We start from the raw sequence: 23142 nt of genomic DNA, 5'->3' as shown, positions 1-23142 counted from the left end.
ACTCCATTAGTATAAAATTTATGTTATAAATTTATTTCTTATGTTTGTGCCTCTCGTGATGCGGTGATCGTTGCGGCTCGCCAGTGACGAGACAGACTGGGGCCGCTCGGAGGGGGGAGATTCACCACGGCCGCGAAGCGTGTCGGTCCACCGCGGGTCGTGCGAGACCCCGAGTGCCACACCGATCCGGCCCATACCGAGCCGGAGATGCGAGCCCCGAAACACTCGCCGAGCTGGTGACCGGTCGTACCGCCCGATCGAGTGTCGATACCCTCGTAAAATTTTCTCTCTAATTGCTAAATTTTATATTCGTTGCCTCGTCCAGCCCCGACCATGAACCACAGCGGAGGAGTGCGGGACGTGCCGGCTCCGGTGCCGCCGGACGACGGGGCGGCGTGGTACGCGCCGGACGTGCGCGAACAGGACGAGATCCACCCCGGCGTCGTCGTCACCGTCCGCCGCGCCGACGGGTTCCGGTACGAGGTCCGCGAGCCACCGCTCGACGCCCGCGAGCGCGAGCGGCTGGCGACCGTCGAGGCGTACTTCGACGGGGCGAACATCGAGCGACCGCGCACGCGTGAGGGTGCCGTCGAGCGGATGGAACGTGGGTTCGACCCGAAACACCGGCGAGTGATCGACCGGCTGGTCGACTGCTCGCCGGCGTCCCGTCGGCGGGTGGCCTACCACGCGCTGTGTTCGCTCGCGTGTCTGGGCGACCTGACGCCGTACGCGCTCGACGACCGCATCGACGTGGCCGACGTGACCGACGACGGGCTGGTGGTCCACACCGACCGGTACGCCCCCGCGGAGACCGAGCTGGGGGACGATCCGGCGTACATCGACCGCTTCGCCAGCGAGCGGGTCGGTCGCCACACCGTCACCTTCCACGAGTTCGAGGTGCCGGTCGTCGTCTACCGCGAGCACCTGCTGGGCTCGGACCCGTTCACGACGAAGTACGCCGTCCGGGAACCGGATCTGCTACCCGGCGACGAGGCGCTCATCGACGCCTGCAAGGAGCGGGTCTGGGAGACCAGCGTCGACGGCCTGGTCGAGGACCGCGTGACGTTCGTCCGCGAGCGCGCCCGGTCGCTGCTGTCCCGGCAGCTGACCGTCCGCAACACGACGGAGTGGGTGAAGGCCACGCGGTATCGGCTCCGGTCCGCGCTCGCAGAGCTGGACCTCGCCGTGCCGCCGGTCGACCACCGCTTCGCCGACGACCGGCTGGACGACCTGCTGTACTACGTCCTGCGTGACCTCGTGGGCCACGGGAAGCTCACCGTCCCGATCCGGGACCCCACGCTGGAGGACATCGAGGCCAACCGCGTCGGCGAGCGCGTGAAGGTCCTCCCGCGGGCGGACCTGGGCCACGACGGTCGGGTGCCGACGAACCTCTCTTTCGCCACGGAGAGCGAGTTCGTCAACGTCGTCACCCAGCTCGCGGCCGACGACGGCACCGAGCTCAACGCCTCCAACCCGAGCGCGAAGGTCAACGTCGATCCCGCCGGCGCGGACCTCTACGACGCCGAGGAGACCATCCGCTGTGCGGTCGCGCTCCCGACCATCAGCGAGGACGGCCCCCACATCTCCATCCGCAAGCAGTCCGCCGACGCGATGACGCCGGTCGACCTCGTCGAGTCGGACTCGCTCCCGACGGAACTGGTCGCCCTGCTGTGGCTGTTCTACGAGGCCCACGGCGTCGTCCTGTTCTCGGGGCCGACCGGGGCCGGCAAGACGACGCTGCTGAACGCCCACATGCCCTTCATCCCCTACCGGGACCGCCCCATCAGCATCGACGAGGGGTCACGCGAGGTCCGCATCCCACACGAGACCGGCGTCTCGCTGACGACCCGGGAACACGAGCGCGACCACCGGCGGGTGACGATGGCCGACCTGATGACACAGTGCAACTACCTGAACCCCGACGTCGAGGTCATCGCGGAGATCAACACGCCGGCCTCCTTCGAGACCTTCGCGGAGACGCTCAACACAGGCCACGGAGTGTTGGGGACCACCCACGCCGCCGACGTCGAGACGCTCGTCAACCGCGTCATCGAGAAGGGCGTCCCGACCTACCTGCTGCCGGAGGTCGATCTCGTGGTGTTCCCGCGCCACGTCGACGGCGAGCGCTACGTCGGCGAGGTCGTCGAGTTCGTCGACGAGCCGGTCCCCGGCGGGCGGGGCGGGACCATCGAGAAGGACGGCGAGACGATCCACTACAACGTCGTCTGCCGGCGGCGACCGGACGGGGAGTTCGCGTTCGCCTACGACCACCCGCAACTGGGCGACGACGCGCGGCGCGTCGAGACCGGCGTCTTCGACCGGCTGGCGACGCTCCGGGACGAGCCCGTCGAGGACGTGGAGGCCGCGTTCCACCGTCGGCACCGCTACGTCAGGTACCTCGTCCGCGAGGGCCTGACCGACTTCGAGGACCTGTTCGGCGTGCTGGCGGACCTCCGGACCAACGAGGCCGCGACCGTCGAGCGGCTGCGACGACGGGCCGGGGAGACCGGTCCGCTCCACGTCGAGGTGGGGAGCGATGACGACTGACGGCCGGCTCGGCCTGCTGGACCGCGGGCTGTACGCGCTGTTCGCCCACCACGCCGACGACGACCGGCACGCGACCACCCGGGAGCGGTACCGGGCGGCCCACCCGGCGGTCGGCTTCGGTACCTACCTCGCGCGGGTGTACGGACTGGCGTGGGTCGCGTTCCTGGCCGGCGGCGCGCTCGCGGGGACGCTGGCGCTCTCGCTGCCGGCGGGGACTGTCGAGGGAATCGCGTCCGTCGTCGGGCAGAGCCTCCCGGTGGTGAACCGCCTGTCGCTCCCGGCGCTGCCCCGGCCCGTCGTGGCGGCACTGGCCGCCACCGTGGTGGGGCTCGCGTGCCGGACGACCGCGTTCGCGCTCGGGAGCCAGTACCTCGCGTGGGCCGCGTCCGCCCGCCGGGCAGACATCGCCGCGACCCTGCCCGGGGCGGTGCGGTACCTCCGGGTGCTGGCCTCGGGCACCCACGACCGGCGGGCGATGCTGTCGGCGGTGGCCGAGCAGGACGCCTACGGCGAGACGGCGGTTGCGATGCGGCGCGCGCTCAACCGGGGCACGCTCACCGGGAGCCTCGACGCCGGCCTGGAGCGAGTCGCCAGCGAGACCCCCTCGCGGGACCTGCTGGCCCCGTTCCTGTTGAAGTTCCGCGAACACGCCAACCAGAGCGCCGAGGCCCTGGAGGGGTACCTGGAGATGGAGGGGCGGCTGCTCTCACACGAGCAGAGCCGCCGCCACGAGCGGGCGACCGGTTACCTCGAACTGCTGGCGGAACTGTTCGTCGTCCTGCTCGTGGTGCCGGCACTGATCGTCCTCATCGTGACCGTGATGGGCGTCCTCGCGCCGGAACTCTCTCGCCCGGTCGCCACGCCGCTGGGACCGGTGTCGGTCAGGGCCGGGATCGTCTACGGGAGCGCCGCGTTCGTCGTCGCGGCCGGCCTGCTCGCCGCGTTCGTCGTCGCGACGCTGCGCCCCCACAACACGACCGCGCCGGAGTACGAGCGTCCGACGGGCGTGCTCGCGACGCTGCGGACCGCTCCGACGAACCCCGCCAGCGCGCTGGCCTGTCTGCTGCCGCTCGGGGGAGGGTTCGCCGTCGGCTGCTGGCTGCTCGGCTATCGGCCGGTGAACGTCCTGCTGCTGTCGTACGCCGCCGTCGGGCTCCCGGTCGGCGCGGTCGCGGTCGGACGGGCGCGCCGCGACGACGCGAAAGACCGGGAGCTCCAGGACTTCGTCCACGCCGTCGCCGGCCACGTCGCGCTGGGCCGGCCGTTCCCCGAGGCCGTCCGGCGCGTGGCAGACGACGTGCGACTCGGTGCGCTGGCGGCGGACGTGGACGCGCTCGCGTTCACCCTCTCGCTGGGCGACAGCCCGACCGACGAGGCGGCCGACCGCCGGGCGGCCGCGCTGGACCAGTTCGTCGACGGCGTCGGGACGCCGATGGCGCGACAGACCATCGGGTTGGTCGTCGGCGCGCTGGACGCCGGCAGTGACGCCGAGGACGTCTTCGAGACGCTACAGACGGAGGTGGGGAAACTCTACCACCGACGGAAGGCGCTCCGGTCTGCACTGCTGGTGTACGTCGCCGTCGGGTGGACGACGGCGCTGCTGGTGGCCGGCATCACCGTCACGGTCAACGTCTACGTGCTCGCGGAGTTCGCACAGCTCTCGACCGTCGCGGGGAGCCAGGCGACGGCGTTCGACCCCTCGGTCGTCGACCCCGAACGGGCGCGGTACCGCTTCTACGTCGTCACGCAGGCGACGATGCTGGCCTGCGGGTGGTTCGCCGGCACCGCGAGCCGGGGCGTCTACGAGGCGCTGTTGCACTCCAGCGGGCTGGTGTTGGTCGGCTACGTCGTCTACGCGGGGGTGGGCCTGCTGTGAGCGATTCGAGGGGACCGAGGACCGACAGCCGCGCGCAGTCCCACGTCGTCGGCGTCGTCCTCCTGCTGGGTATCACCGCCGTCGCCCTCGGCGGACTGACTGCCCTCGTGGGCAGTGTCGTCGACGCGCAGACCGAGGCCGCCGACGGAGCGCGGGTCGCCAGCGCGCTCGACGACGAACTCCGCCCTACCCAGCAGACCGGACCGGGACGTGTCCGCCTGCGGTTCAGCGAGGGGCGCGTCGAGACGGTCCAGCGGGACCTCAGGCTCCTCGCGCCGAGCGGCGTGGTCGAGCGCGTCCCGGTCGGCGCGCTCGTCTACGGGTCCGGGTCGACCAGAGTCGCCGCCGTCGGCGGTGCCGTCGTCCGCGGTCGGCCGGGGAACGCGTGGCTGGTCCGCGGCCCGCCGGTCACGGTGACCCGCGACGAGGATGCACTCGTCGTCGGTGCGGTCGCCCTCAACGAGAGCGGCGTCGCGGTCGCCGGGAGCGGGGGCGTGACCGTCACCGTGCGGACGAACGTGACACACCACCACCGCCGGCTCCCGCGACGGGACTACCGGGTGGCGCTGGAGACCGCGACGCCGGGGCCGGTCGCGCGCCACTTCGATCGGGTGGGTGCCGACACCCGGACGGTGGACCTCGACGGGGACGGCGTCCCGAGCGTCGTCGCGTCCGTCGAGGGCCGACAGCGGGTCGAACTGGTCGTCCACGCCGTCGGCGCGGAGGTGGCGGATGGGTAGCCGCGGCCTCAGCACCGTCGTGGAGAAGGTGCTCTCGCTCGGGATCGTGTTGCTCTACCTGACGCTGCTGACGACGGCGCTGTACGGCGGCGTGCTCCCGGAGTATCGGGGTGCCGTCGGGGCGGAGCTGGGCGAGCGGACGCTGACCGAGGCGACCGCGCGGGTCGAGCAGGCAGTCCCGCCGGCGGGCCGGTCGGTCCGGGCGACCTCGCGGGTCGACCTCCCGGCGACCATCGAGGGCGCGGCCTACGAGATCCGCGCGGACGGGGACGCGCTCGTGCTGGTCCACCCCGACCCCGACGTCGGCGGGCGGGCGCGACCGGTGTTCCCGTCCCGGGTACGGTCGCTGACGGGAACCTGGGAGAGCGGCGGTCGGACCGTCGTCGCCGTGACCGGGAACGGGAGTCGCGTGACCGTCCGGCTGGAGGAGACGTCGTGACTCAGTCACCGAAGAGCGCGACGAGCGCCGCACCGAGGACGCCCAGGGCCAGAAAGACGGCACCGAACAGCAGGAACACGCCGGCCAGCGCGTCGACGAACCCGGGGAGTCCCGCCGGCGCTGCGACGGTCACGAGCCCCGCGATGCACAGGCAGAGCGCGGCGACGAACCCGCCGACGAACAGGAGGTCGCTCGGATCGAGAGTGCGCACGTGGGGAGGGAACACCGGCGCGGAGAAAACGTCGTCGGGACGGGGGCAGACGACGCTGCCGGCGCTGGGGATCGCGCTCGTCCTGCTGACCGTCGTCACCGCGCTCGGCGTCGCGATGGCCGACACCGCCATCGCCGGGGCGGACCGTCAGCCGGGGGAACGACGGACCGCGGCGGCGACGGCGGCCCTCCTCGTCGACGCGGACGGGCCGCTCGCCGACCGGGCGAACGTGCTGAACCGGACGCGAGTGGAGCGGTTCGACGACGCGGCGCTCCGGCGGGCCGTGCCGGCGGCCAGGGAAGCCGACGTCGCCGTCACCGTCGGCGGGCGACGGGTCGCCGCCACCGGCGACGCGAGCGCCGGGCGGACGGTCCGTCGCCTCGTCCTGCTCACGAACGCGACCCGGGAGACCGTCGTCCCCGACGGGCGACGCGTCACGCTCCCCCGGCGGGTCGACGGCGTGACGCTCCGCATCGACCCGTCGGCCGGGACCACGGTGTGGACGGTGCGGGCCGGCGACCGCGTGCTGTTGCACAACGACAGCGGCCTCGGGGGGACCTTCGAGGTGTCGCTCCGCCGGACCCGGACCACGCGGCTCCGGTTCGACACGGCGGGCGGGTTCGCCCGCGGCGCGGTGGAAGTCGAGTACGCGTCCCCGCGGACGACCAAGGCCACGCTGGCGGTGACCGTCGATGAGTAGGGCGCAACTGCCGCTGTCGCTGCTTGAGGTCGCGCTGGGTGCCATCCTCGTACTGGGCGTGTCGCTGGGGTTCGCGCTCGGGACGCCCGCACCCCCGGCCGCCGACCCGCAGCTCTCCGCGTACGCCGAGGACACCGCGACGCTGCTGACGAGCGAACCGCCCCGGCACGGCGAAACGACGCGGCTCCGCGAGGTGGTCGACAGCGAGACCGCCTTCCGGCGGGAGCGGGGCGCTCTCGAACGCCGCGTGACCCGCATCCTCCCGGCGAACGTGTTGTTCCACGTCGAGACGCCCCACGGCTCGGTCGGGACCGGCGTCCCGCGGGCGACGACCGTCGGGACGGCGACGGTGTCGACCCCGGCCGGACCGGTCAGCATCGAGGTGTGGTACGCGTGAGACGGCGCGGCCAGCTCGTCCTCGTCGCCGCGGCGCTCGTGGCCGTCGCGCTGGCACCGCTCGTCCTCGCGTTCCTCCAGTTGGGGTATCACGACGACGTGCGCGCGACCGCGGACTACGGCGGCGCGACGGGGCCGACCGTCCGATCGCTGGAACGCGCCGTCGCGTCGGAGTCGGCCGGGATTCCGGGCGAGTACGCGTGGGCCGAACGGGGCGCGGCCGTGACTCACCTGCGGACGGAACTGGCACCGCGCGTGAGCCGGCTGGAGTCGGCCCGCGTCGAGCGGGGGACGGCGGTCCGGATCGAGTACGACCGTCCCACGGCGGCCGCGTGGGCGAGCACGAACTGTCCCGGTGGCCCGGACAGGCAGTTCGGGGACTGTGTCGCCGACCGCGGGGTCGTCGTCCAGGACCGCCTCGGCCGGACCCACGTCCTCGCGGTGGCGATCACCGTGACGGCGACCACCGACCGCGGCGAGACGGCGGTGACGATCGTCGTTCGACCCGCGGGACCGGGAGACTAACAACACCGCCGCCACAAACCCCCGTCTAACAGCGATGGACATCGACGAATCGGCGCTCGGCGACGTGCAGTTCCTCACCGGCTCGGCGCAGCGGTGGCACCTGCTGTCGGCGCTGCACGAGTCGCCGGCCCGACCCCGTGACCTGTGTGAGTCCGTCGACGCGACGCGGACGACGATCCAGCGCATCCTCGCGGGGTTCCGCGAACGCGAGTGGGTACGGAAGGAAGACGGGCGGTACGGGCTGACGGTCACGGGCCGGCGGATCCACGACCGCTATCGGGCGCTGTTGGCGGAGGCCGAACGCGCCCGCGAGTTCGGGCCCCTCGCGAGCAACCTCGGACACGTCACGGAGGACCTGCCGACCGCGGCACTGGAGGACGGAGAGCTGACGGTCAGCACGTCGGGGAACCCGCTGGCGGCGGTCAGTCGGTTCACGGAGTGGTTCCGGGCCGCACAGGGCGACGTGCGCGCGGTCTCGCCGATCGTCGCCGAACCCTTCAACGACATCGGCGCGGAGCTGCTGGACGACGGGACGACCATCGAGTTCGTCATCGACGCCAGCGTGCTCGAACGCTCCAGGTCGGAGTACGAGGACTCCTTCGAGCGCGGGCTCGACGACGACCGGATCGACATCTACGTCCACCCCGAGCCGCTGTCGCTGGGGCTGGTCGTCGACGAGGGACGGTGCTGTCTGGCGGCGTACGACGACGGCAACAACATCAGGGCGGTACTGGAGTCGGAGGACGACGCCGTCTACGAGTGGGTACGACGGCTCTACGAGCGGCGGCGTGACCGCGCCGACCCGCTCACGGCCGTCGCAGACGGGATTCGGTAGGGCGTGCAGCCGATCGGCATCGGGTGGGGGCCGAAGCGGGAGCCAGCGTGCCTGGGAACGCTCGCTGGCTGTGGAGGGTTTCTCCCCACCATCCCGATGCCGCTGATGGAGTCTATACTTACCTGCTGATATATGTTACAGCCCCTGTAACATCCTGGCCGCCGCGACGCTCCGGCCGGGTCGAGCGCGAGTGGACTGCGACACGGGTCGACTTCGCCGTCTGTCCGTACGAACCGCCGTCCGTCGAGAACGCGCTGGAACACGCCGACGGCACGTCGCCGGAGTGACACGGCGTGGTCAGAGACAAGGTCTATCCGGATCGGGAATCCAGGTGTAGAGAGATGACCGACGAGACCCCGACGGTACTCATCGTGGACGACGACGAGGACGTCGTCGACGTGTACGCGCTCGCGCTTGGGGGCACCTACGAGATCGTGAAGGCCCTGGACGGCGAGGAGGCGCTCTCCCTGCTCGACGACACGGTCGACGTGGTGCTCCTGGACCGTCGGATGCCCGGCCCCTCCGGCCGCGACGTGTTGGCGGAGATCCGCGACCGGGAGGCGGACGTTCGGGTGGCGATGGTGACGGCCGTCGATCCGGACTTCGACATCGCCACGATGCCGTTCGACGGGTACGTCACCAAGCCCGTCGACGACGAGGAGCTCCGATCGACCGTCTCGCGGCTGGTCTCGCTGTCGGCCCACGACGACCAGACCCGGGAGCTGTTCGCCGTCGCGGAGAAGCTCGCGGCGCTGGAGGCCGAGAAGACGGCCCACGAGCTCTCGAACAGCGACGACTACGCAGACCTCCGGGACCGGGCCGCGGAACTGGACGCGGCGGCTACCGAGACGGTCGGCGAGATGGAGCCCGAGACGTTCGACCGGGTGCTCTCGGAGTTCCACGACGGGTAGCCGGAATCAGCATCCACTTCCGGAGTCGTCAGTGATAAACGGGCGAGTAGCCAGTTGTATCTATGACTTCTGGCCCCCGGACACGAGTGCAGACGGGCGTCGATGGACTGGACGAGATACTCGGCGGGGGGCTGCTTCCCGAGCGGAGTTACATGGTCCGGGGTCGCCCGGGGACGGGCAAGTCCATCCTCGGCCTCCACTTTCTCACCGCCGGCGTCGAGCGCGACGAGACCGCGCTGTACGTGAACCTGGAGGAGGCGACCGAGGACATCCGGGCGAACGCCGCGTCGCTGGACATCGAGGTCGACGGCGTGGAGTTCCTCGACCTGACCCCCGAGTCCGAGGCGTTCACCGAGGCCGACACCTACGACGTGTTCAGCCCCGACGAGGTGGAAGGCGAGTCCGTGACCGGGACCATCACCGAGCGGGTCCGCGAGACGGAGCCGGACCGGGTGTTCGTCGACCCGATGACCCAGCTCCGGTACCTCTCGCCCGACCAGTACCAGTTCCGCAAGCAGGTGCTGTCGCTGACCCGCTTTTTCGGACAGAGCGGCGCGACGCTGCTTTTCACCTCCCAGGCCGGCGAGCGGACGCCCGACGACGACCTCCAGTTCATGGCCGACGGCGTGGTCGAACTGGCCGACACGGAGAGCGGGCGGACCGTCGACGTGCCGAAGTTCCGCGGCTCCGGGACCCGGAGCGGCGACCACGCGATGCGGATCGACGACGACGGGATGTACGTCTATCCCGAGCTGGAGCCGGGCGAGCACACGACGGACTACGAGATCGAGTCGATCCCTTCGGGCGTCCCCGAGCTGGACGACCAGCTCAACGGCGGGATCGAGCGCGGGACCGTGACCATCGTCTCCGGGCCGACCGGCGTCGGCAAGACGACCACCGGCGCGCAGTTCGTGAAGGAGGCGGCGGGCCGGGGCGAGCGGTCGGCCATCTATATGTTCGAGGAGACCGAACGGACGTTCTTCGAGCGCTGTACCTCGGTCAACATCCCCGTCGACCGGATGCGCGACCGCGGGACGCTCACCGTCGAGGAGATCGAGGCGCTGGACCTCTCGCCACAGGAGTTCGCCGCGCGGGTCCGGCGGGACGTCGAGGAGGAGGGGACCGAACTCGTGATGATCGACGGCATCAACGGCTACGGCCTCTCGATCAGGGGCGGCGAGGACGAGCTCCGGCGGAAGCTCCACGCCCTCTGTCGGTACCTGAAAAACGTCGGCGTCACCGTCATCCTCGTCGACGAGGTCTCGTCGGTCACGGGCGAGTTCCAGGTGACGGAGGGCGACATCAGCTACATCGCCGACAACATCCTGTTCCTCCGGCACGTCGAGATGTCCGGCGAGCTCCGGAAGGTCATCGGCGTCCTCAAGAAGCGGACCAGCGACTTCCAGCGGACGCTCCGGGCGTTCGAGATCACGACCCACGGGATCAAGATCGGCGAGCCGATGACGAACCTCCGCGGGATCCTCCGGGGTACGCCCGAGTGGATCGACGACAGGGCGGACGACTGATCGGATGGCGACGATACAGCTGCTCGTCGAGAACCGACGCAACCGGTCGCTGCTGACCGAGGCGCTGTCCGAGGACCACGACGTCGTGGCCGGGGTCGGGGCGGACGAGGACCTCTCGGACGTGGAGTTCGACCTCTGTCTGCTGGACACCGCGGCGTTTCGCACCCACCGCGACTGGCTCGCCGACCGCAAGGCCGCGGTCTCGCCGGTCTTCGTCCCGTACCTGCTGGTGCTGGGCGACCGGGACCCCGACCGGGTCTCGGAGGCCGTCTGGGAGCGCGTCGACGAGGTCATCGACGCCCCGGTCGACCCGGCCGAACTGCGGAACCGGGTCGACAACCTCGTCGAGCGACGGGACCTCTCGCTGGAGCTCAACCGTCGCAAGGAGTTCACCGAGCGGCGGTTCCGGACGCTGTTCGAGTCGACGCCCGACCCCATCGTGGTCGTCACCGACGACGGCACCGTGACAGAGGTCAACGAGTCGTTCGTCGGGATGTTCGACGCCGACCGCGAGGACATCGTCGGCTCGGCGCTGGGGACCATCGAGGCGAGCCCGGACGAGTCCGTCGAGCGCCTGCTGTTGCGCATCGACGGGACCGGCGACCAGTTCGAGGACGGGAGCGAACGGACCGTCGAGATCAGGTCGCGCGACGGCGACCACTACGTGACGGAGCTCAACGTCGACGTCGTGGAGGAACTCGGCGACGTGACAGAGCGGATCGGTATCTTCCGTGACGTCACCGGCCGCGAGCGACAGCAGCGGGAACTGGAGCGGCAGGTCGAACAGCTCGAACAGTTCGCGAGCGTCATCTCACACGACCTCCGGGACCCGCTGAACACCGCGATGGCGAAGGTCCGCCTCGCCAAACGGGAGTGTGACAGCGAGAAGCTCGACGAACTCCAGGCCGTCCACGACCGGATGGAGGAACTCATCGAGGACGTGTTGCTGCTGGCCAAGCAGGGGAAGGCCACCGGGACGACCCGCCCGTTCGACCTGGCACCGCTCGTCGAGACGGCGTGGTCGACGGTCGACACCCCGGAGACGGCGACGCTCGTCGTCGGCGACCCCCCGACGGTCGAGGCCGACGACGAGCGGCTGCGGGCGCTCCTGGAGAACCTCCTCCGGAACGCGGCAGAACACGGCGGCCACGAGGTGACCGTCGAGGTCGACGCGCTCGGGGACCGAACGGGGTTCTACGTCGCCGACGACGGCCCGGGCGTCCCACAGTCCGAACGCGGGACCGTCTTCGAGTACGGACACACGACGACCGACGCCGGGACCGGGTTGGGACTGGCGATCGTCGAACAGATCGCGGAGGCCCACGGCTGGTCGGTGAGCCTCGTCGAGAGCGCCGACGGCGGCGCGCGGTTCGAGTTCGAGACGGGCGGCCTGCCCGACTGACCGGGATGTCCGCCCCCGGCTCGTGCGCGAGCGACCACTACCGCGAGTGCTCGGGCGATAGTTAAGTGCCCGGCCGCCGTGGTCCGATATATGTCACCGCCCGGACGAGAGGTCCAGTACACCGAATCGGACGTGATCGAGGTGTTCAAAGACAGGGACGACTACGCGGAACCCCTGACCGCCTCGGAGGTCGCCGACAGACTGGGCTGTTCCCGTCGGACCGCGCTCAACAAACTCCACAGCCTCGCCGAGGAGACGGACATCACGAGCAAGAAGGTCGGCGGTCGCTCCCGGGTCTGGTGGATCCCGGTGCGGACGAGCTAGACGGTCGAGGTTCGGGGTGGGGAGCCCCGGGAACCGCGTCCCCGAGACGGCACGGCTGCGGCGGAACCCACGCGGGAGAGCCGACCCCGACGGGACGACCGGTCGCCGCGGCAGAGCGCCACCGGGAGCCCGGTCACGGACGCCGGCGCGTTCTCAGAAGTCCCACTCCTCGGCGCGGGCCTGTGCTTCCTCCCGAGCCTGTCGCCGGATTGCCTCGATCTTCTCCTCGTCGTCGAGGAACGCCTCGACGGCGCTGCTTCCCGTCCGGGACTCCGGGCCGTCGCCGCACCGCTCCGCGGGTGCGGCCCGGCGCGTGCTGTCGGCCAGCGCCGGATCGCCGGCCAGTCGCTCGGCGGGCATCCCCGGCGGGACGCGCAGCTCCGCGACCTCGTGGACCGGCCGGAGGTCCGCCGCGTCGAGTTCGTACACCGAGACGTGGTACGGACCGGGCACGGCCAGGTCCGCCAGCGCCGGCGGCCCGCCGCGGTCGGTCCCGGTGTGGTAGGCCAGCACCGGGACCCCGGCCTCGAAGGTGACGACGCCGCGGCCGTCGGCGTCAAGCAGGAGCGCCTCCTGGGACTCGAAGACTGCGTAGCCGGTGAGTTCGGTGTCGAGCACCTCCGCCAGCGGGTCCCGGGGATCGGTGACGACCCGCGCCTTCCTGAGTCGGCCCTCGGGCAGCCTCATGGCGGCTCCGGCACGACCGCGCTACGGAACCGGTCGGCCACGTCGCCGGACTCGCCGTCCCGGGGGTCCAGCGCCGCCGCGGCCCGGCGGTAGGCGGTCGCCGCCTCGGAGTCGGGGGCGTGGGCCAGGAGGGGGCGACCCGCTCGGCGGGCCTCGCGGGCGCGCTCGGACTCGGGGACCGCCGCCAGCGTCGGGCCGTCGAAGTACCGCTCGGTCTTCTCGGCGACGTCGTCGATCCCGTCCCGGACCTTGTTGAACAGCAGGCCGGCGACCCCCGTGTCGTAGGTGGTGGCGTACTCCTGGACCTTCAGCCCGTCCGAGATGGCGGGGATCGTCGGCTGGAGGACGACGACAACGCGGTCCGCGAGGACGACCGGGAGCACCGCGGCCCGGCTGTCCAGGGCCGGCGGCGAGTCCAGCAACAACACCTCGGTGTCGGCCGCCAGCGTCGCGACCACCTCGCGCAGGCGCGTCGGGTCGGCGTCCCGGAACCCCTCCAGCCCGGTGCCACAGGGGACGACGGTCATCCCGAACCGCTCGTAGGCCGCGTCGGCCACCGGCGCGTCGTCGGCCAGCACGTCGTGTAGCGTCGTCTCGGCGTCCGAGAGGCCGGCGTGGAAGAGGAGGTTCGCCATCCCGGTGTCGGCGTCGACGACGGTCACGTCGTACCGTTCGGCCAGCGCCATCCCCAGTGCGACGGTGCTGGTGGTCTTGCCGGTCCCCCCCTTGCCGCTGGCGACGGCGAACGCTTCGACCATCGTCGGGTGTGTCCGTCCGATCCGGTATAAACTTCGCGGATCTCGGCTCGAAATATTCACCAGGAGACCGGCAGCGGTCCCGGGTCGACGTGGTCCGCGACGAGCGTCGCCGCCCGCTCGTAGGGGTCGGCTCGCTCGGCGTCGCGAGCCGCTGGCGGCTCCAGTCCCGCTTCCTCGTACGTGTTTCTCACGAAGGCATCGCGCGCCTCGGCGTCGGCGAACAGGTCGTGGAGGTAGGTCCCGAGGACCCGCTCGGTCGCCGCCCCCCGACCGTCGAACGGCCGCGCCACCGGTCCGGTCGGCGTCGTGTCGCCCATATGGATCTCGTAGCCGGCGACGGTCCCCGCGGCTCCGGCCAGCGGGCCGACACCGTCGAGTCGCCGCTCGACGCGCTCGACCGTCTTCTCGCGGGAGAACGTCGTCTCGACGGGGAGCAGCCCCAGTCCAGTCACCCGCTGTTCGTCGCCGGTTCCCTCGACGGCAGCGTTCAGGATTCGCTCGCCGAGCAGCTGGTAGCCGCCACAGAGCCCAACCACCGGACCGTCGAACGCCGCGAGCGCGTCGTCGAACCCGGCCTCGCGCAGCGCCAGCAGGTCGTCGACCGTGTTCTTGCTCCCCGGCAGGACGACGGCGTCCGCCTCGCGCAGCGACGTCTCGGGCGGGACGTACGCGACCCGGACCCCCGGCTCGGCGGCCAGCGGCCCGAGGTCGGTGAAGTTCGAGATCCGCGGGAGCCGTGGGACCGCGACCGTGACGCTGCGGTCGTCGGGCACGCCGTCGTCGGCTCCCCGGACCGCGCGCTCGCCGACGGCCGGCAGCGCGACGCTGTCCTCCTCGGGGAGGCCGGGGTCGTCGTACGGGAGGACGCCCAGCACCGGGACCCCCGTGCGGTCTTCGAACTCGTCGATCCCGGGGGCGAGCAGCGATCGGTCCCCGCGGAACTTCGTGACCACGGCACCGACGACCTGCTCCCGGACGTCGTCGGGGACCAGTTCGAGCGTGCCGACCAGCGACGCGAACACGCCGCCGCGCTCGATGTCGGCCACCAGCACCACGTCGGCGTCGGCGAAGCGGGCCGTCTCGACGTTCGCCAGGTCCCGGTCGTGGAGGTTGATCTCGGCGATCGAGCCCGCGCCCTCCGCGACGATCAGCTCGTGGTCGGCCGCGAGGCGCTCGTGGGCGCGGCGGGCCGCGGCGAGGGCGTCGTCCCAGTGGTCGTCGTAGTACCGCCCGGCCGCGTAGTGACCGACCGCCTCGCCGTCGACGACCAGCTGGGACTCTCCCTCGCCCCGGGGTTTCAGCAGCACCGGGTTGTGGTCGGTCGCGGGCGGGACGCGGGCGGCCCGGGCCTGGACGAACTGGGAGACGCCGACCTCTCCCCCGGGCGTGGCCCGCGCGTTGTTGCTCATGTTCTGGGCCTTGAACGGCGCGACCGAGACGCCGCGGTCGGCCAGCAGGCGACAGAGGCCGGCCGCGACCGTGCTCTTGCCGACGTGGGACGCCGTTCCGGCGACCAGGATCGTCTCCGCCATCACGCGACGGTGGGCGCGCCGGCGACAAGAGTGGTTCGCCGGCGGGCTTTTGTCCCCCGCCGCCGACGCTCGACCGTGGACGACGACGAACTCCGACGGCTCCGCGACCACCTCGCGGCGACCGGCGAGCGCCCCGTCGAGCGGACCGCCAGCCGCTGGCTGGGCGAGGCCGAGGCCGTCGCCCGCGACGCGGCCGCCGCCGGAGTCGCCCCCGAGGTGCGACGGGAGCGCGTCGAACAGGTGCGGGAGCTACTCGACGAGGTCGGCGAGACCGGCGACGAGGTGGCCGACGAACACGTCGCCGCGGCCGAGGCGCTGGTCGGGGACCTCCTCGCCGACGGCGAGGGCTGAGCGCGGCGGCGTGGCTCAGTACTCGGTCCCCTTCCGGGCCGAGTGACCCGCCTCCAGCGGGTGTTTCTCCTTGCGGACCTCGCTGACGAGGTCCGCGTGGTCGAGGACGTAGTCGGGGCGCTCGTGGCCGCCGGTGAGGACGAGTTCGACGTGGTCGGGTTTCGACTCGATCAGGTCGACGACGTCCTCCGGGTCGAGCAGCCCCCGGTTGGCGGCGTACAGCACCTCGTCGAGGACGAGCATATCGACCCCGTCTTCGGGGTCGCCCTCGGCGGGAAGTGGCTCGTCGGCCGCCCGGTCCGCGCTGGCGTCGAGGACCTCCCGGGCGCGTTCGAGCGCGCCCTGTGCGCGGGCCGCGTGCTCGTCGTCGTCGCTCCCGTCGAGGAAGCCGTGCCAGCCGTAGTGTCCGGCGTTCTCGTAGGAGAATCCCGGCAGCGCCGCGATCGCGTTGTACTCGCCGCGGACGTCCTCGACGGTCCCGGTGCCGCCCTTCATGAACTGCAGGAGGTGGACGCGGTAGCCGTGGCCGACGGCGCGGGTCGCCATCCCCAGCGAAGCCGTCGTCTTCCCCTTGCCGTCGCCCCACCAGACCTGGACGAGGCCGAACTCCTCGGGCGTGCTCGGTTCGATGGGCTCGGCGGTCGGGCCGGCGGTGTTGTCTGCCATACTCGCAATTCAGGGCTGGCGAACATCGGTCTGACGGTCGGTGACGACGCCGAACGACGCCGCCTCGACCGTCGGGGGGTCGCCGTCGTCGTAACGGGCGTCCAGGCTCGCCAGCACGGCGTCGCGGACGCAGGCCCGCGCCGCGTCCCCGACCTCGGTGGCGCTGCCGGCGAACGGCGCGGGCTCGGCGTCGGGGACACAGCCGACGAGGGCGGCGTCGGAGGTGGTCCCCGGGACGCCGACGGCGCGGGCCAGCGTCGCCGCCTTCGCCTCGACCGCCGTCCCCAGCAGCGTCGCGAGCGCGCCGTCGGCCAGCGCCCGCTCGACGCCGACGACGAGGTTCACGGTGCCGGGTCGCCAGTCGGGGGCGTCGGCGGCCGAACGACCCGGGGACTCCTCGGGTTCGTCCGGCATCGGGAGCGCCGCGGGGTTCGAGAGACCGACCGTCGCCAGCGCCGCCACCGGGCCGTCCCGGGCGACCCGGGCGTGGGCCACGTCGACGCCGGTCAGCAGCGTCGGGCCGACCGGGAACCCGGCGTCGCCGAGCCGCTCCGCGCGGTAGGCGTCGAGGTCGGTCCGCTCGAACCCGGTCGGGACGGTGACGTCGTAGACGGCGTCGGCCGGTCGGTAGCCGCCGTCCCACGCCGTCGAGAGCCAGCGCGCGCCCTCGCGGCGACACTGGGCGACGCCGTCGCGGCGGGTGGTCTCAAACATCGAGCGCCGCCAGCAGCCGGTCGTTCTCGGCGGGCGTGCGGACGGCGACCCGGACGTGGCCGTCCAGCCCGCGGAAGGTCCGTGCGTCCCGCAGGGCGATCCCCGCCTCGCGGGCGTCGGCGAGCAGCGCGTCGACGCCCGTCTCGCCCACCTCGAACAGCAGGAACGGGGCGTCCGAGGGGGCCACGTCGAACCGCTCGGCCAGGCGCTCGCGCATCCGGGTGCGCTCGCTCGCGACCCGCTGGCGGGTCTCGCGGACGAACTCGTCCTGCCGGTAGCAGTGCGCGCCGACGGCCGCCGCGGGGCCGCCCATCGACCACGCGCGGCGGGCCGTCGCCAACCGGTCCCGGCGCTCGCCGGTCGCGACGGCGTGGCCCATCCGGACGCCGGGGAGGCCGAACAGCTTCGTCAGCGAGCGGGCGACCACGACGCCCTCGGCCCCCGCGAGCGACGGCTCGTCGGTGAACCCGAGGAACGCCTCGTCGACCAGCAGCGTGGTGTCGGCCGCGCGACAGCGGTCGGCGAACGCCCGCAGCGCGTCGGCGTCGGCGCAGTCCCCGGTCGGGTTGTTGGGGTTGCAGACGACGGCGAGCGCGTGGGGACCGGGGTCGGCGGCCAGGATCTCGTCGTGGGCGACCAAAGTCGGCTCGCCGCCCTGGAGTCGGATCTCCCGGACGTACTCGCCGAAGCTCGGCGTCGGGACGAGCACGCCGTCCCCGCGGTCGACCGTCGTCTGTATCGCCAGCCGGATGGCTTCCAGCCCGCCCGCGGTCGGGAGCACCTGGCCGGGATCGCAGCCGACGAACTCGGCGGCAGCCCGGCGGAAGGCGGGGTAGCCGTCGTCGGGGTACGAGCGCGCGGCGTCGAAGGCCCCGCGGTACACTTCCTCGACGCCGGGCGGGACACGGGGGTTCGTGTTCGCGCTGAAGTCCAGCAGGTCCGGATCGTCGCTGCTGCCGTGGGGGACCCGACCGTCCGGGCCGATCTTCGGGTCCACCCCGTCGCCGCGGAGTCCGGCGACGCTGTCTGGGTCCATAGACGTCGGTGGGCGGCCGGCGACGAAAAGCTCCCGCTACAGGAGCGCCTCGGCGACGCGGCCGTCGGCGAGCGTGTTGACGTTGACCGCCAGCCGCTCGTCGTCGATCACCCGCGCGTCGTCGCCGTCGTCGCCGACGACGTTGACGCCGGTCGGGGCCAGTTCGCGGCCGTCGCGTTCGAAGGTGGTGTCGTCGCTGACGCCGAGGGCTCGCTTCCGAGCCGCCGGGACGAACACGGACAGCGAGCCGCCGTCGTGGGCCCCCAGCACGCGGTCGAGGACCGCACCGTCCAGCAGCGGGAGGTCGGCGGCCACGGTCAACACGGGCGTCGCCAGTCGGTCGTCGGCCAGCGCCGCGTCGAGGTCCGCGACGTACCCATCGCCCGGGGTCTCGACCGTGGGAACGTCGAGGTGGGCCGCCGTCTCCGGCGCGTTCGGCGAGGTCGCGGCGTAGATTCCTTCGGCGGGACTCGACCGGAGCGCCCCGACAACGCGGTCGACCATCGGGACCCCGTCGACCCGGAACAGCGGCTTCTCGCGGTCGGTGTCGAGGCGGGTGCCCCGCCCCCCGCACATCACCAGCGCGTCCACGCGAGCACCCCCCAGTCCAGCAGCGTCCACGCGAGGACCGCCGCGTGCAGCGCGAGGGCGCGGCCCAGCTCGTTGGCCGCGCCGAAGACGTCGCCGCCGACGCCCCCGAGTCGCCGGCCCGCCCAGCGGTCGAGCGCGACGGCGACGAGCGGGCCGGCGACGACGGCCGCGAGCGTCGCCGGCGGCGCGAGCAGTGCGGCCGGGAGCGCGGCGACGGCGGGGAGCGCGAGGTCGCGGGGCGCGTTCCCGTCGAGGACCGTCGCGCCGAACCCGTCGTGGCTCGGCTCGCCGAGGCAGGCCAGCGTCGCCATCGCGCCCTTCGCGCCCACCTCCGCCGCGAGGACGACGGGGACGGCGACCAGCGGCGGCAGTCCGGCGACCGCCAGCGCCCCCAGCGCGAGGCCGGCGATCGCGGTGCCGAGCGCCAGCACCGCGCCGACGCCGACGGTGGTGTCCCGCATCACCTCGCGGCGCTCGGCGGCGTCCCCGTGGACGGCCGCCGCGTCGCCGAGGTCCGCCAGCCCGTCCGCGTGGTTGACGCCCGCGACGAGGACGACCCCGGCGAGGTAGGCGGCGGCGACCACCGGCGGGGGCACGGCCCCGGCGGCGAGGAACGGGGCGGCGACCAGCGCGCCGACGGCGTAGCCGGCCAGCGGGAAGGCGGCCGGCGTCGCGGTGAAGGCGTCCCACGCGGCCTCGCTGTGGCCGACGGGGAGCCGCGAGAGGAAGCCCAGCGCGCCGCGGACGGCGGTCAGAACCACGCGATCACCCCCGCGAGCGCGTAGGCGAGCAGGCCCGCGACCCCCACTCTGTGGACGCCCAGCCGTGCCGTCTCGACGCTCGGGAGGGCCGTGTCGGCACCGAGGACGTAGACGTCGGGCTTCTCCAGGCGCGTCCCGAGCGCCGCCGCGGCGACGCCCATCGGCCACCCGGAGTTCGGCGAGGGGACCCGGTCGAGCCACCGGCGGGCACGCACCGGCGAGCGCGGGGCCGCGAACGCCGCCGCGAGCAGCAGGGCGCTCGCGCGGGCGGGGAGCCACATCACGGCGTCGTCGAGCCGAGCGGCCGGCGTCCCGACGCGTTTCGCCCGGTAGCCCAGCATCGAGTCCATCGTGTTGACGGCCTTGACCCAGGCGGCGGCACCGGCGGCGACCGGGAGCGCCGGCAGGCCGGCCAGCGGGGCGACGGTCCCCGCGAGGACGAACGCGCCAAGCGAGGCGACGAGGCCGTCGGCGAGGTTCTCGGCGGCGCTCTCGACGGCGGCGCTGCGGACCTGACCCGCCGAGAGTGCGTCGGCGTCCCGGCCCGCCAGCGCGAGCAGCCCCTCGCGCGCGGCGGCGAGGTCGTTCTCGGAGTCGTCGATCACCGACCGAGCGGCCGAGAGCAGGCGGCGCAGGCTCGTCGTGAGAAACAGCGCGAGGCCGGCGGCGACGGCCGCCGCGAGCGGCGCGATCGCGCCGGCGGCCGTCACGGCCAGCGCGACGACCAGTGCGGCACCGACCGGGAGCGCCACCGCGCCGAGCGCGCCGACGGCCAGCGGGCGGTCCCAGGTACGGTCCAGCGGCGCGACGGCGCTGCCGAACCACGCGACCGGGTGGAGCCCGTCGGGTGGCTCGCCGACGGCCGCCTCCAGCAGTGCGGCGGTCGCCAGCGCGGTCAGCACAGCGCCCCCTCCCGGAGCCGCACGGCCACCTCGGGCAGCGGCGTGTCCTCGAGCAGGACCGACGTGGCACCGACGCGGCCCGCCCCGCCGTCGGTGCGGGCGTCGTCGCCGACGTGGACGAGAGCGTCCAGGGCGACGCCGAGTTCCGCCGCCGTCGCTTCGAACAGCTCCCGGCGCGGTTTCCGCCATCCGCAGTCGACGCTGGCGACGACGGCGTCGAACGAGCCGTCGAGGCCTGCCCGTTCGAGCGTCCGCTCGACGAGGCCGGGGACGCTGCAGTTCGAGCAGACGGCGACGGGACCACGGCCGGCCGCCGCGGCCACGGCGTCCCGAGCGCCCTCGCGGACGGTCACTGGCGCGTCGAACGCCGACAGGACGACCGCCCGAGCGGTGGCGTCGCTCACCTCGACGCCGCGACTGGCCAGCGCGAGGCGGACGTGCTCGTCGAGCGGTGCCGCCCGTCCCCGGTCGTACTCGCGGTGCGAAGAACGGTAGGCCGCCTCCCAGTCCTCGGGCACGCGGACGCCGCGCTCGGCGAGGCTGTCGGCGACGGCGTCCCACGGCGCGGCGGGCCGGTCGGCGTCGACCAGCGTCCCGAAGAGGTCGTACGAGACTGCCACGACCGTGTAGTTACTGCAAGCGCACTTGAACTGTGCGGTGGCTCGGGGCCGATCGGACGAGCGGCGTCACGCCGGCCCGGTGCTGCGGCGGCTACAGGTCCGCTCGCAGGCGGATCTCCTCGTCGGTGACCTCCGCGACCCGCTCCTCCTGCAGCGGGTAGTCCTCCTCGTCCGTCTCGTTCCAGCCGAGGGCCGTCTTGAGCTTCGTGGCGAGCCCCGGGTCGGGGTCCACCCGTGCCGTCCCGTGGCGGTAGCCGCTGACGATTCCGACGCTGTCTCCGTCCGCCGAGACGACGTCCTTGCCGACGTCGTCCTCCGAGATCTGTGTGGTCGACATCGCGCCTGCTGCTACCGGGGCCTCCCTCTCCGTCGTGGTGCTTGCGAGTGCAGCCGCGGGCGACGCCGCGTCGCGCTGTCTCGCGCGCGGCGTCGACGCCGTCGGCCCGACCACCGCCGCCGGGCCGCGGCTGTCGGGGTCCGGGGATCGGCCGGACCGCCGCGTCGACGGGGAAGGGAAGGGCGGTTCGCCTGCGCTGGCAAGCGGTGGGTCCGGGAGACGTTCGGACCGCCCGGAACCGACTATCCGTTTCTTTATATTTCCGAGGGCATAAAAAGTCCCATTTCTTATATATCTCCGACCCCCTAACGATCAGTTTTCGTATGTTTTCCACCGGACGCGGACGGGCTGTCCGAGCTTCCCTCTCGTCGTTTCCCGGCCGTGGCTCACGGCGTCTTCGGGTCCGTATACCGGTACGTAAACCGAGAGGTCGTCACCAGCGGTGGTGGACCGCGTCCGCGACGAACTCCTCGTAGACGTCCCTGACCGCGCCGTGGGTCTGGTGGGTGAGCGGCGCGAGGTCGCTGGCCGCGGCGTTGGCCCGGATGTGCTCGGGCGTGGTCGATCCGGGGATGACCGTCGAGACGGCCTCGTGGTCGAGGATCCAGCGCAGCGCCATCTGGGCCATCGTCGCCCCCTCCGGGACGTGTTCGCGCAGGGCGTCGACGGCGTCGAAGCCGTCCTCGACCGGCAGGCCGGCGAACGTCTCGCCGCGGTCGAAGGCCTCCCCCTCGATGTTGAAGTTGCGGTGGTCGTTCTCGGGGAACTCCGTCTCCCGCGAGAGCTCGCCCGTCAGCAGTCCCGACGCCAGCGGCACCCGGACGATGACGCCGACGTCGCGGCGCTTGGCCGCCTCGAAGAACAGCTCCGCCGGCCGCTGGCGGAACATGTTGAAGATGATCTGGACCGTCTCGACCCCGGGGTACTCGATGGCCTTCAGCGCCTGTTCGACCTTCTCGACGCTGACGCCGTAGTGATCGATCTTCCCCTCCTCGCGGAGCCGCGCGAGCGCGTCGAACGTCTCGGGCTGGTAGTAGGCCTCCGTCGGCGGGCAGTGCAGCTGGACCAGGTCCAGCGTGTCCTCGCCGAGGTACTCCCGCGAGCGGTCGACGAACCGCGAGAGGTTCTCGTAGTCGTAGCGGTCGGCCGTGTGCGGGTCGAGCCGGCGGCCCGCCTTCGTGGCGACGGTCACCTCGTCGCGGACGCCGCGCTCGTCGAGCACCTCCGCGATCCGCTGTTCGCTGAAGCCGTCGCCGTAGACGTCGGCCGTGTCGACGAAGTCGATGCCGGCGTCGAGTGCGGTCCGGACCGCCTCGCGGCCCGCCTCCTCGGAGACGTCACCCCAGTCCCCGCCGATGTTCCAGGTGCCGAACCCGACCTCCGTCACGTCGATCCCTGTCGTACCGAGCCGTCGTCGGTGCATACCTGACGTAGCCGTCGCAGTCACTTGTGGCTGTGGACGGCGGCAGCCGACGGAAAAATGTGGCGTGTCGCCCGATAGCGTTGCAGGGACGTGCCGGCGGGCGTCGATGGCTACTCCACCCACTCTGCCCGGCGGATGTCGTACCACCCACAGGCCGGACAGGCGTGGTGTTGGACCTCGAACGACGCCTCACATCTCAAACAGAGATATGGACGTTGCGGTTGCTCCGCGAGCAGGGAAACGTCGCGTGCTTTGTCAAAGACTCCCATCGACGACCATCCGTCTGTTGGACCGTCACCGCTAAAAAGAGCGAGGATAGTTCACGCCGCTCC

General features: G+C 72.4%; 26 protein-coding genes. 13 read left to right on the top strand and 13 right to left on the bottom strand.

Annotated features, from left to right (window positions below; genetic code table 11):
* Positions 1-333: 333 nt before the first annotated feature.
* The 4 genes from P0592_RS10475 to P0592_RS10460 are packed head-to-tail and all read left to right on the top strand — an operon-like array spanning position 334 to position 5602.
* Entirely contained in the window at positions 334-2547 is a 2214-nt protein-coding gene (locus P0592_RS10475) for a type II/IV secretion system ATPase subunit (RefSeq protein ID WP_276270834.1), read from the top strand.
* On the top strand, positions 2537-4423 hold the full coding sequence (locus tag P0592_RS10470) for a type II secretion system F family protein (RefSeq protein ID WP_276270833.1): 1887 nt from the start codon (positions 2537-2539) through the stop codon (positions 4421-4423). Before P0592_RS10475 ends, P0592_RS10470 begins: the two co-directional genes overlap by 11 nt.
* Positions 4420-5163, top strand: a complete 744-nt coding sequence (locus tag P0592_RS10465; RefSeq protein WP_276270832.1) for a DUF7289 family protein — start codon at positions 4420-4422, stop codon at positions 5161-5163. Before P0592_RS10470 ends, P0592_RS10465 begins: the two co-directional genes overlap by 4 nt.
* Positions 5156-5602, top strand: a complete 447-nt coding sequence (locus P0592_RS10460; protein ID WP_276270831.1) for a DUF7266 family protein — start codon at positions 5156-5158, stop codon at positions 5600-5602. Before P0592_RS10465 ends, P0592_RS10460 begins: the two co-directional genes overlap by 8 nt.
* Before the next feature lies 1 nt (position 5603).
* Here P0592_RS10460 and P0592_RS10455 read toward each other — a convergent pair whose 3' ends face one another.
* A complete protein-coding gene (locus P0592_RS10455; RefSeq protein WP_276270830.1) occupies positions 5604-5813 on the bottom strand; it encodes a hypothetical protein in 210 nt (69 codons plus the stop codon).
* On the opposite strand from P0592_RS10455, the gene P0592_RS10450 reads away from it, so the two are divergent.
* The 8 genes from P0592_RS10450 (at position 5806) to P0592_RS10415 (ending at position 12432) form a co-directional block, all read left to right on the top strand.
* Positions 5806-6513 carry a DUF7263 family protein gene (locus tag P0592_RS10450; protein WP_276270829.1) on the top strand — a complete coding sequence of 236 codons (708 nt, stop codon included), beginning with the start codon at positions 5806-5808 and terminating at the stop codon, positions 6511-6513. The genes P0592_RS10455 and P0592_RS10450 overlap by 8 nt on opposite strands.
* Positions 6506-6910 (top strand): DUF7262 family protein, encoded by a 405-nt coding sequence (locus P0592_RS10445; RefSeq protein WP_276270828.1) that lies wholly within the window; start codon positions 6506-6508, stop codon positions 6908-6910. Before P0592_RS10450 ends, P0592_RS10445 begins: the two co-directional genes overlap by 8 nt.
* The gene (locus P0592_RS10440) at positions 6907-7434 is read left to right on the top strand and encodes a DUF7261 family protein (protein WP_276273930.1); all 528 of its coding nucleotides are present in this window, start codon (positions 6907-6909) and stop codon (positions 7432-7434) included. The genes P0592_RS10445 and P0592_RS10440 overlap by 4 nt, the downstream gene beginning before the upstream one ends.
* Before the next feature lie 34 nt (positions 7435-7468).
* Positions 7469-8269, top strand: a complete 801-nt coding sequence (locus P0592_RS10435) for a helix-turn-helix transcriptional regulator (protein ID WP_276270827.1) — start codon at positions 7469-7471, stop codon at positions 8267-8269.
* Positions 8270-8610: 341 nt separating this feature from the next.
* Positions 8611-9180: a response regulator gene (locus P0592_RS10430; protein ID WP_276270826.1), complete on the top strand. Its 570-nt coding sequence runs from the start codon at positions 8611-8613 to the stop codon at positions 9178-9180.
* Between the two features lie 62 nt (positions 9181-9242).
* Positions 9243-10706, top strand: a complete 1464-nt coding sequence (locus P0592_RS10425) for an ATPase domain-containing protein (RefSeq protein WP_276270825.1) — start codon at positions 9243-9245, stop codon at positions 10704-10706.
* Positions 10707-10710: 4 nt separating this feature from the next.
* Complete coding sequence (locus P0592_RS10420; RefSeq protein WP_276270824.1) at positions 10711-12108, top strand: ATP-binding protein; 1398 nt, start codon at positions 10711-10713, stop codon at positions 12106-12108.
* 90 nt (positions 12109-12198) lie between these two features.
* The gene (locus tag P0592_RS10415; protein ID WP_276270823.1) at positions 12199-12432 is read left to right on the top strand and encodes an HTH domain-containing protein; all 234 of its coding nucleotides are present in this window, start codon (positions 12199-12201) and stop codon (positions 12430-12432) included.
* A gap of 153 nt (positions 12433-12585) precedes the next feature.
* On the opposite strand, the gene P0592_RS10410 is transcribed toward P0592_RS10415, so the two are convergent.
* From P0592_RS10410 to P0592_RS10400, 3 genes are read right to left on the bottom strand one after another with little or no spacing between them, the layout of a single operon-like run.
* Positions 12586-13119, bottom strand: a complete 534-nt coding sequence (locus P0592_RS10410; protein WP_276270822.1) for a DUF8054 family protein — start codon at positions 13117-13119, stop codon at positions 12586-12588.
* Positions 13116-13877: a nucleotide-binding protein gene (locus P0592_RS10405; RefSeq protein WP_276270821.1), complete on the bottom strand. Its 762-nt coding sequence runs from the start codon at positions 13875-13877 to the stop codon at positions 13116-13118. Before P0592_RS10405 ends, P0592_RS10410 begins: the two co-directional genes overlap by 4 nt.
* A 56-nt stretch (positions 13878-13933) precedes the next feature.
* A complete protein-coding gene (locus tag P0592_RS10400) occupies positions 13934-15409 on the bottom strand; it encodes a cobyric acid synthase (protein ID WP_276270820.1) in 1476 nt (491 codons plus the stop codon).
* A gap of 75 nt (positions 15410-15484) precedes the next feature.
* Between P0592_RS10400 and P0592_RS10395 the strand changes: the two genes are divergently transcribed.
* The gene (locus P0592_RS10395) at positions 15485-15760 is read left to right on the top strand and encodes a DUF8152 family protein (protein WP_276270819.1); all 276 of its coding nucleotides are present in this window, start codon (positions 15485-15487) and stop codon (positions 15758-15760) included.
* Between the two features lie 15 nt (positions 15761-15775).
* Here the strand turns inward: P0592_RS10395 and P0592_RS10390 are convergent, their stop codons facing one another.
* The 9 genes from P0592_RS10390 to P0592_RS10350 all read right to left on the bottom strand — a co-directional run bounded on the left by P0592_RS10390 (position 15776) and on the right by P0592_RS10350 (position 22810).
* A complete protein-coding gene (locus tag P0592_RS10390; protein WP_276270818.1) occupies positions 15776-16426 on the bottom strand; it encodes a cob(I)yrinic acid a,c-diamide adenosyltransferase in 651 nt (216 codons plus the stop codon).
* Positions 16427-16435: 9 nt separating this feature from the next.
* The gene (locus P0592_RS10385; RefSeq protein WP_276270817.1) at positions 16436-17140 is read right to left on the bottom strand and encodes an adenosylcobinamide amidohydrolase; all 705 of its coding nucleotides are present in this window, start codon (positions 17138-17140) and stop codon (positions 16436-16438) included.
* Positions 17133-18176, bottom strand: a complete 1044-nt coding sequence (gene cobD, locus P0592_RS10380; RefSeq protein ID WP_276270816.1) for a threonine-phosphate decarboxylase CobD — start codon at positions 18174-18176, stop codon at positions 17133-17135. The genes P0592_RS10385 and cobD overlap by 8 nt, the downstream gene beginning before the upstream one ends.
* A 36-nt stretch (positions 18177-18212) precedes the next feature.
* Positions 18213-18752, bottom strand: coding sequence for an NTP transferase domain-containing protein (locus P0592_RS10375; RefSeq protein WP_276273929.1), 540 nt, complete (start codon positions 18750-18752; stop codon positions 18213-18215).
* Positions 18752-19528 carry an adenosylcobinamide-GDP ribazoletransferase gene (gene cobS / locus P0592_RS10370; protein WP_276270815.1) on the bottom strand — a complete coding sequence of 259 codons (777 nt, stop codon included), beginning with the start codon at positions 19526-19528 and terminating at the stop codon, positions 18752-18754. The genes P0592_RS10375 and cobS overlap by 1 nt, the downstream gene beginning before the upstream one ends.
* Positions 19519-20430 (bottom strand): adenosylcobinamide-phosphate synthase CbiB, encoded by a 912-nt coding sequence (gene cbiB, locus P0592_RS10365; RefSeq protein ID WP_276270814.1) that lies wholly within the window; start codon positions 20428-20430, stop codon positions 19519-19521. The genes cobS and cbiB overlap by 10 nt, the downstream gene beginning before the upstream one ends.
* Positions 20424-21050: an HAD family hydrolase gene (locus P0592_RS10360; protein ID WP_276270813.1), complete on the bottom strand. Its 627-nt coding sequence runs from the start codon at positions 21048-21050 to the stop codon at positions 20424-20426. Before P0592_RS10360 ends, cbiB begins: the two co-directional genes overlap by 7 nt.
* Positions 21051-21141: 91 nt before the next feature.
* Positions 21142-21387: a PRC-barrel domain containing protein gene (locus P0592_RS10355; protein WP_276270812.1), complete on the bottom strand. Its 246-nt coding sequence runs from the start codon at positions 21385-21387 to the stop codon at positions 21142-21144.
* A 433-nt stretch (positions 21388-21820) separates the two neighbouring features.
* Positions 21821-22810, bottom strand: a complete 990-nt coding sequence (locus tag P0592_RS10350; RefSeq protein WP_276270811.1) for an aldo/keto reductase — start codon at positions 22808-22810, stop codon at positions 21821-21823.
* Positions 22811-23142: the final 332 nt, after the last annotated feature.

The sequence above is a fragment of the Haloarcula litorea genome, from assembly GCF_029338195.1.
GTDB lineage: Archaea > Halobacteriota > Halobacteria > Halobacteriales > Haloarculaceae > Haloarcula > Haloarcula litorea.
The sequence above is the reverse complement of the archived record's forward strand: the minus strand, read 5'-3'. Positions and strand labels throughout refer to the sequence as shown.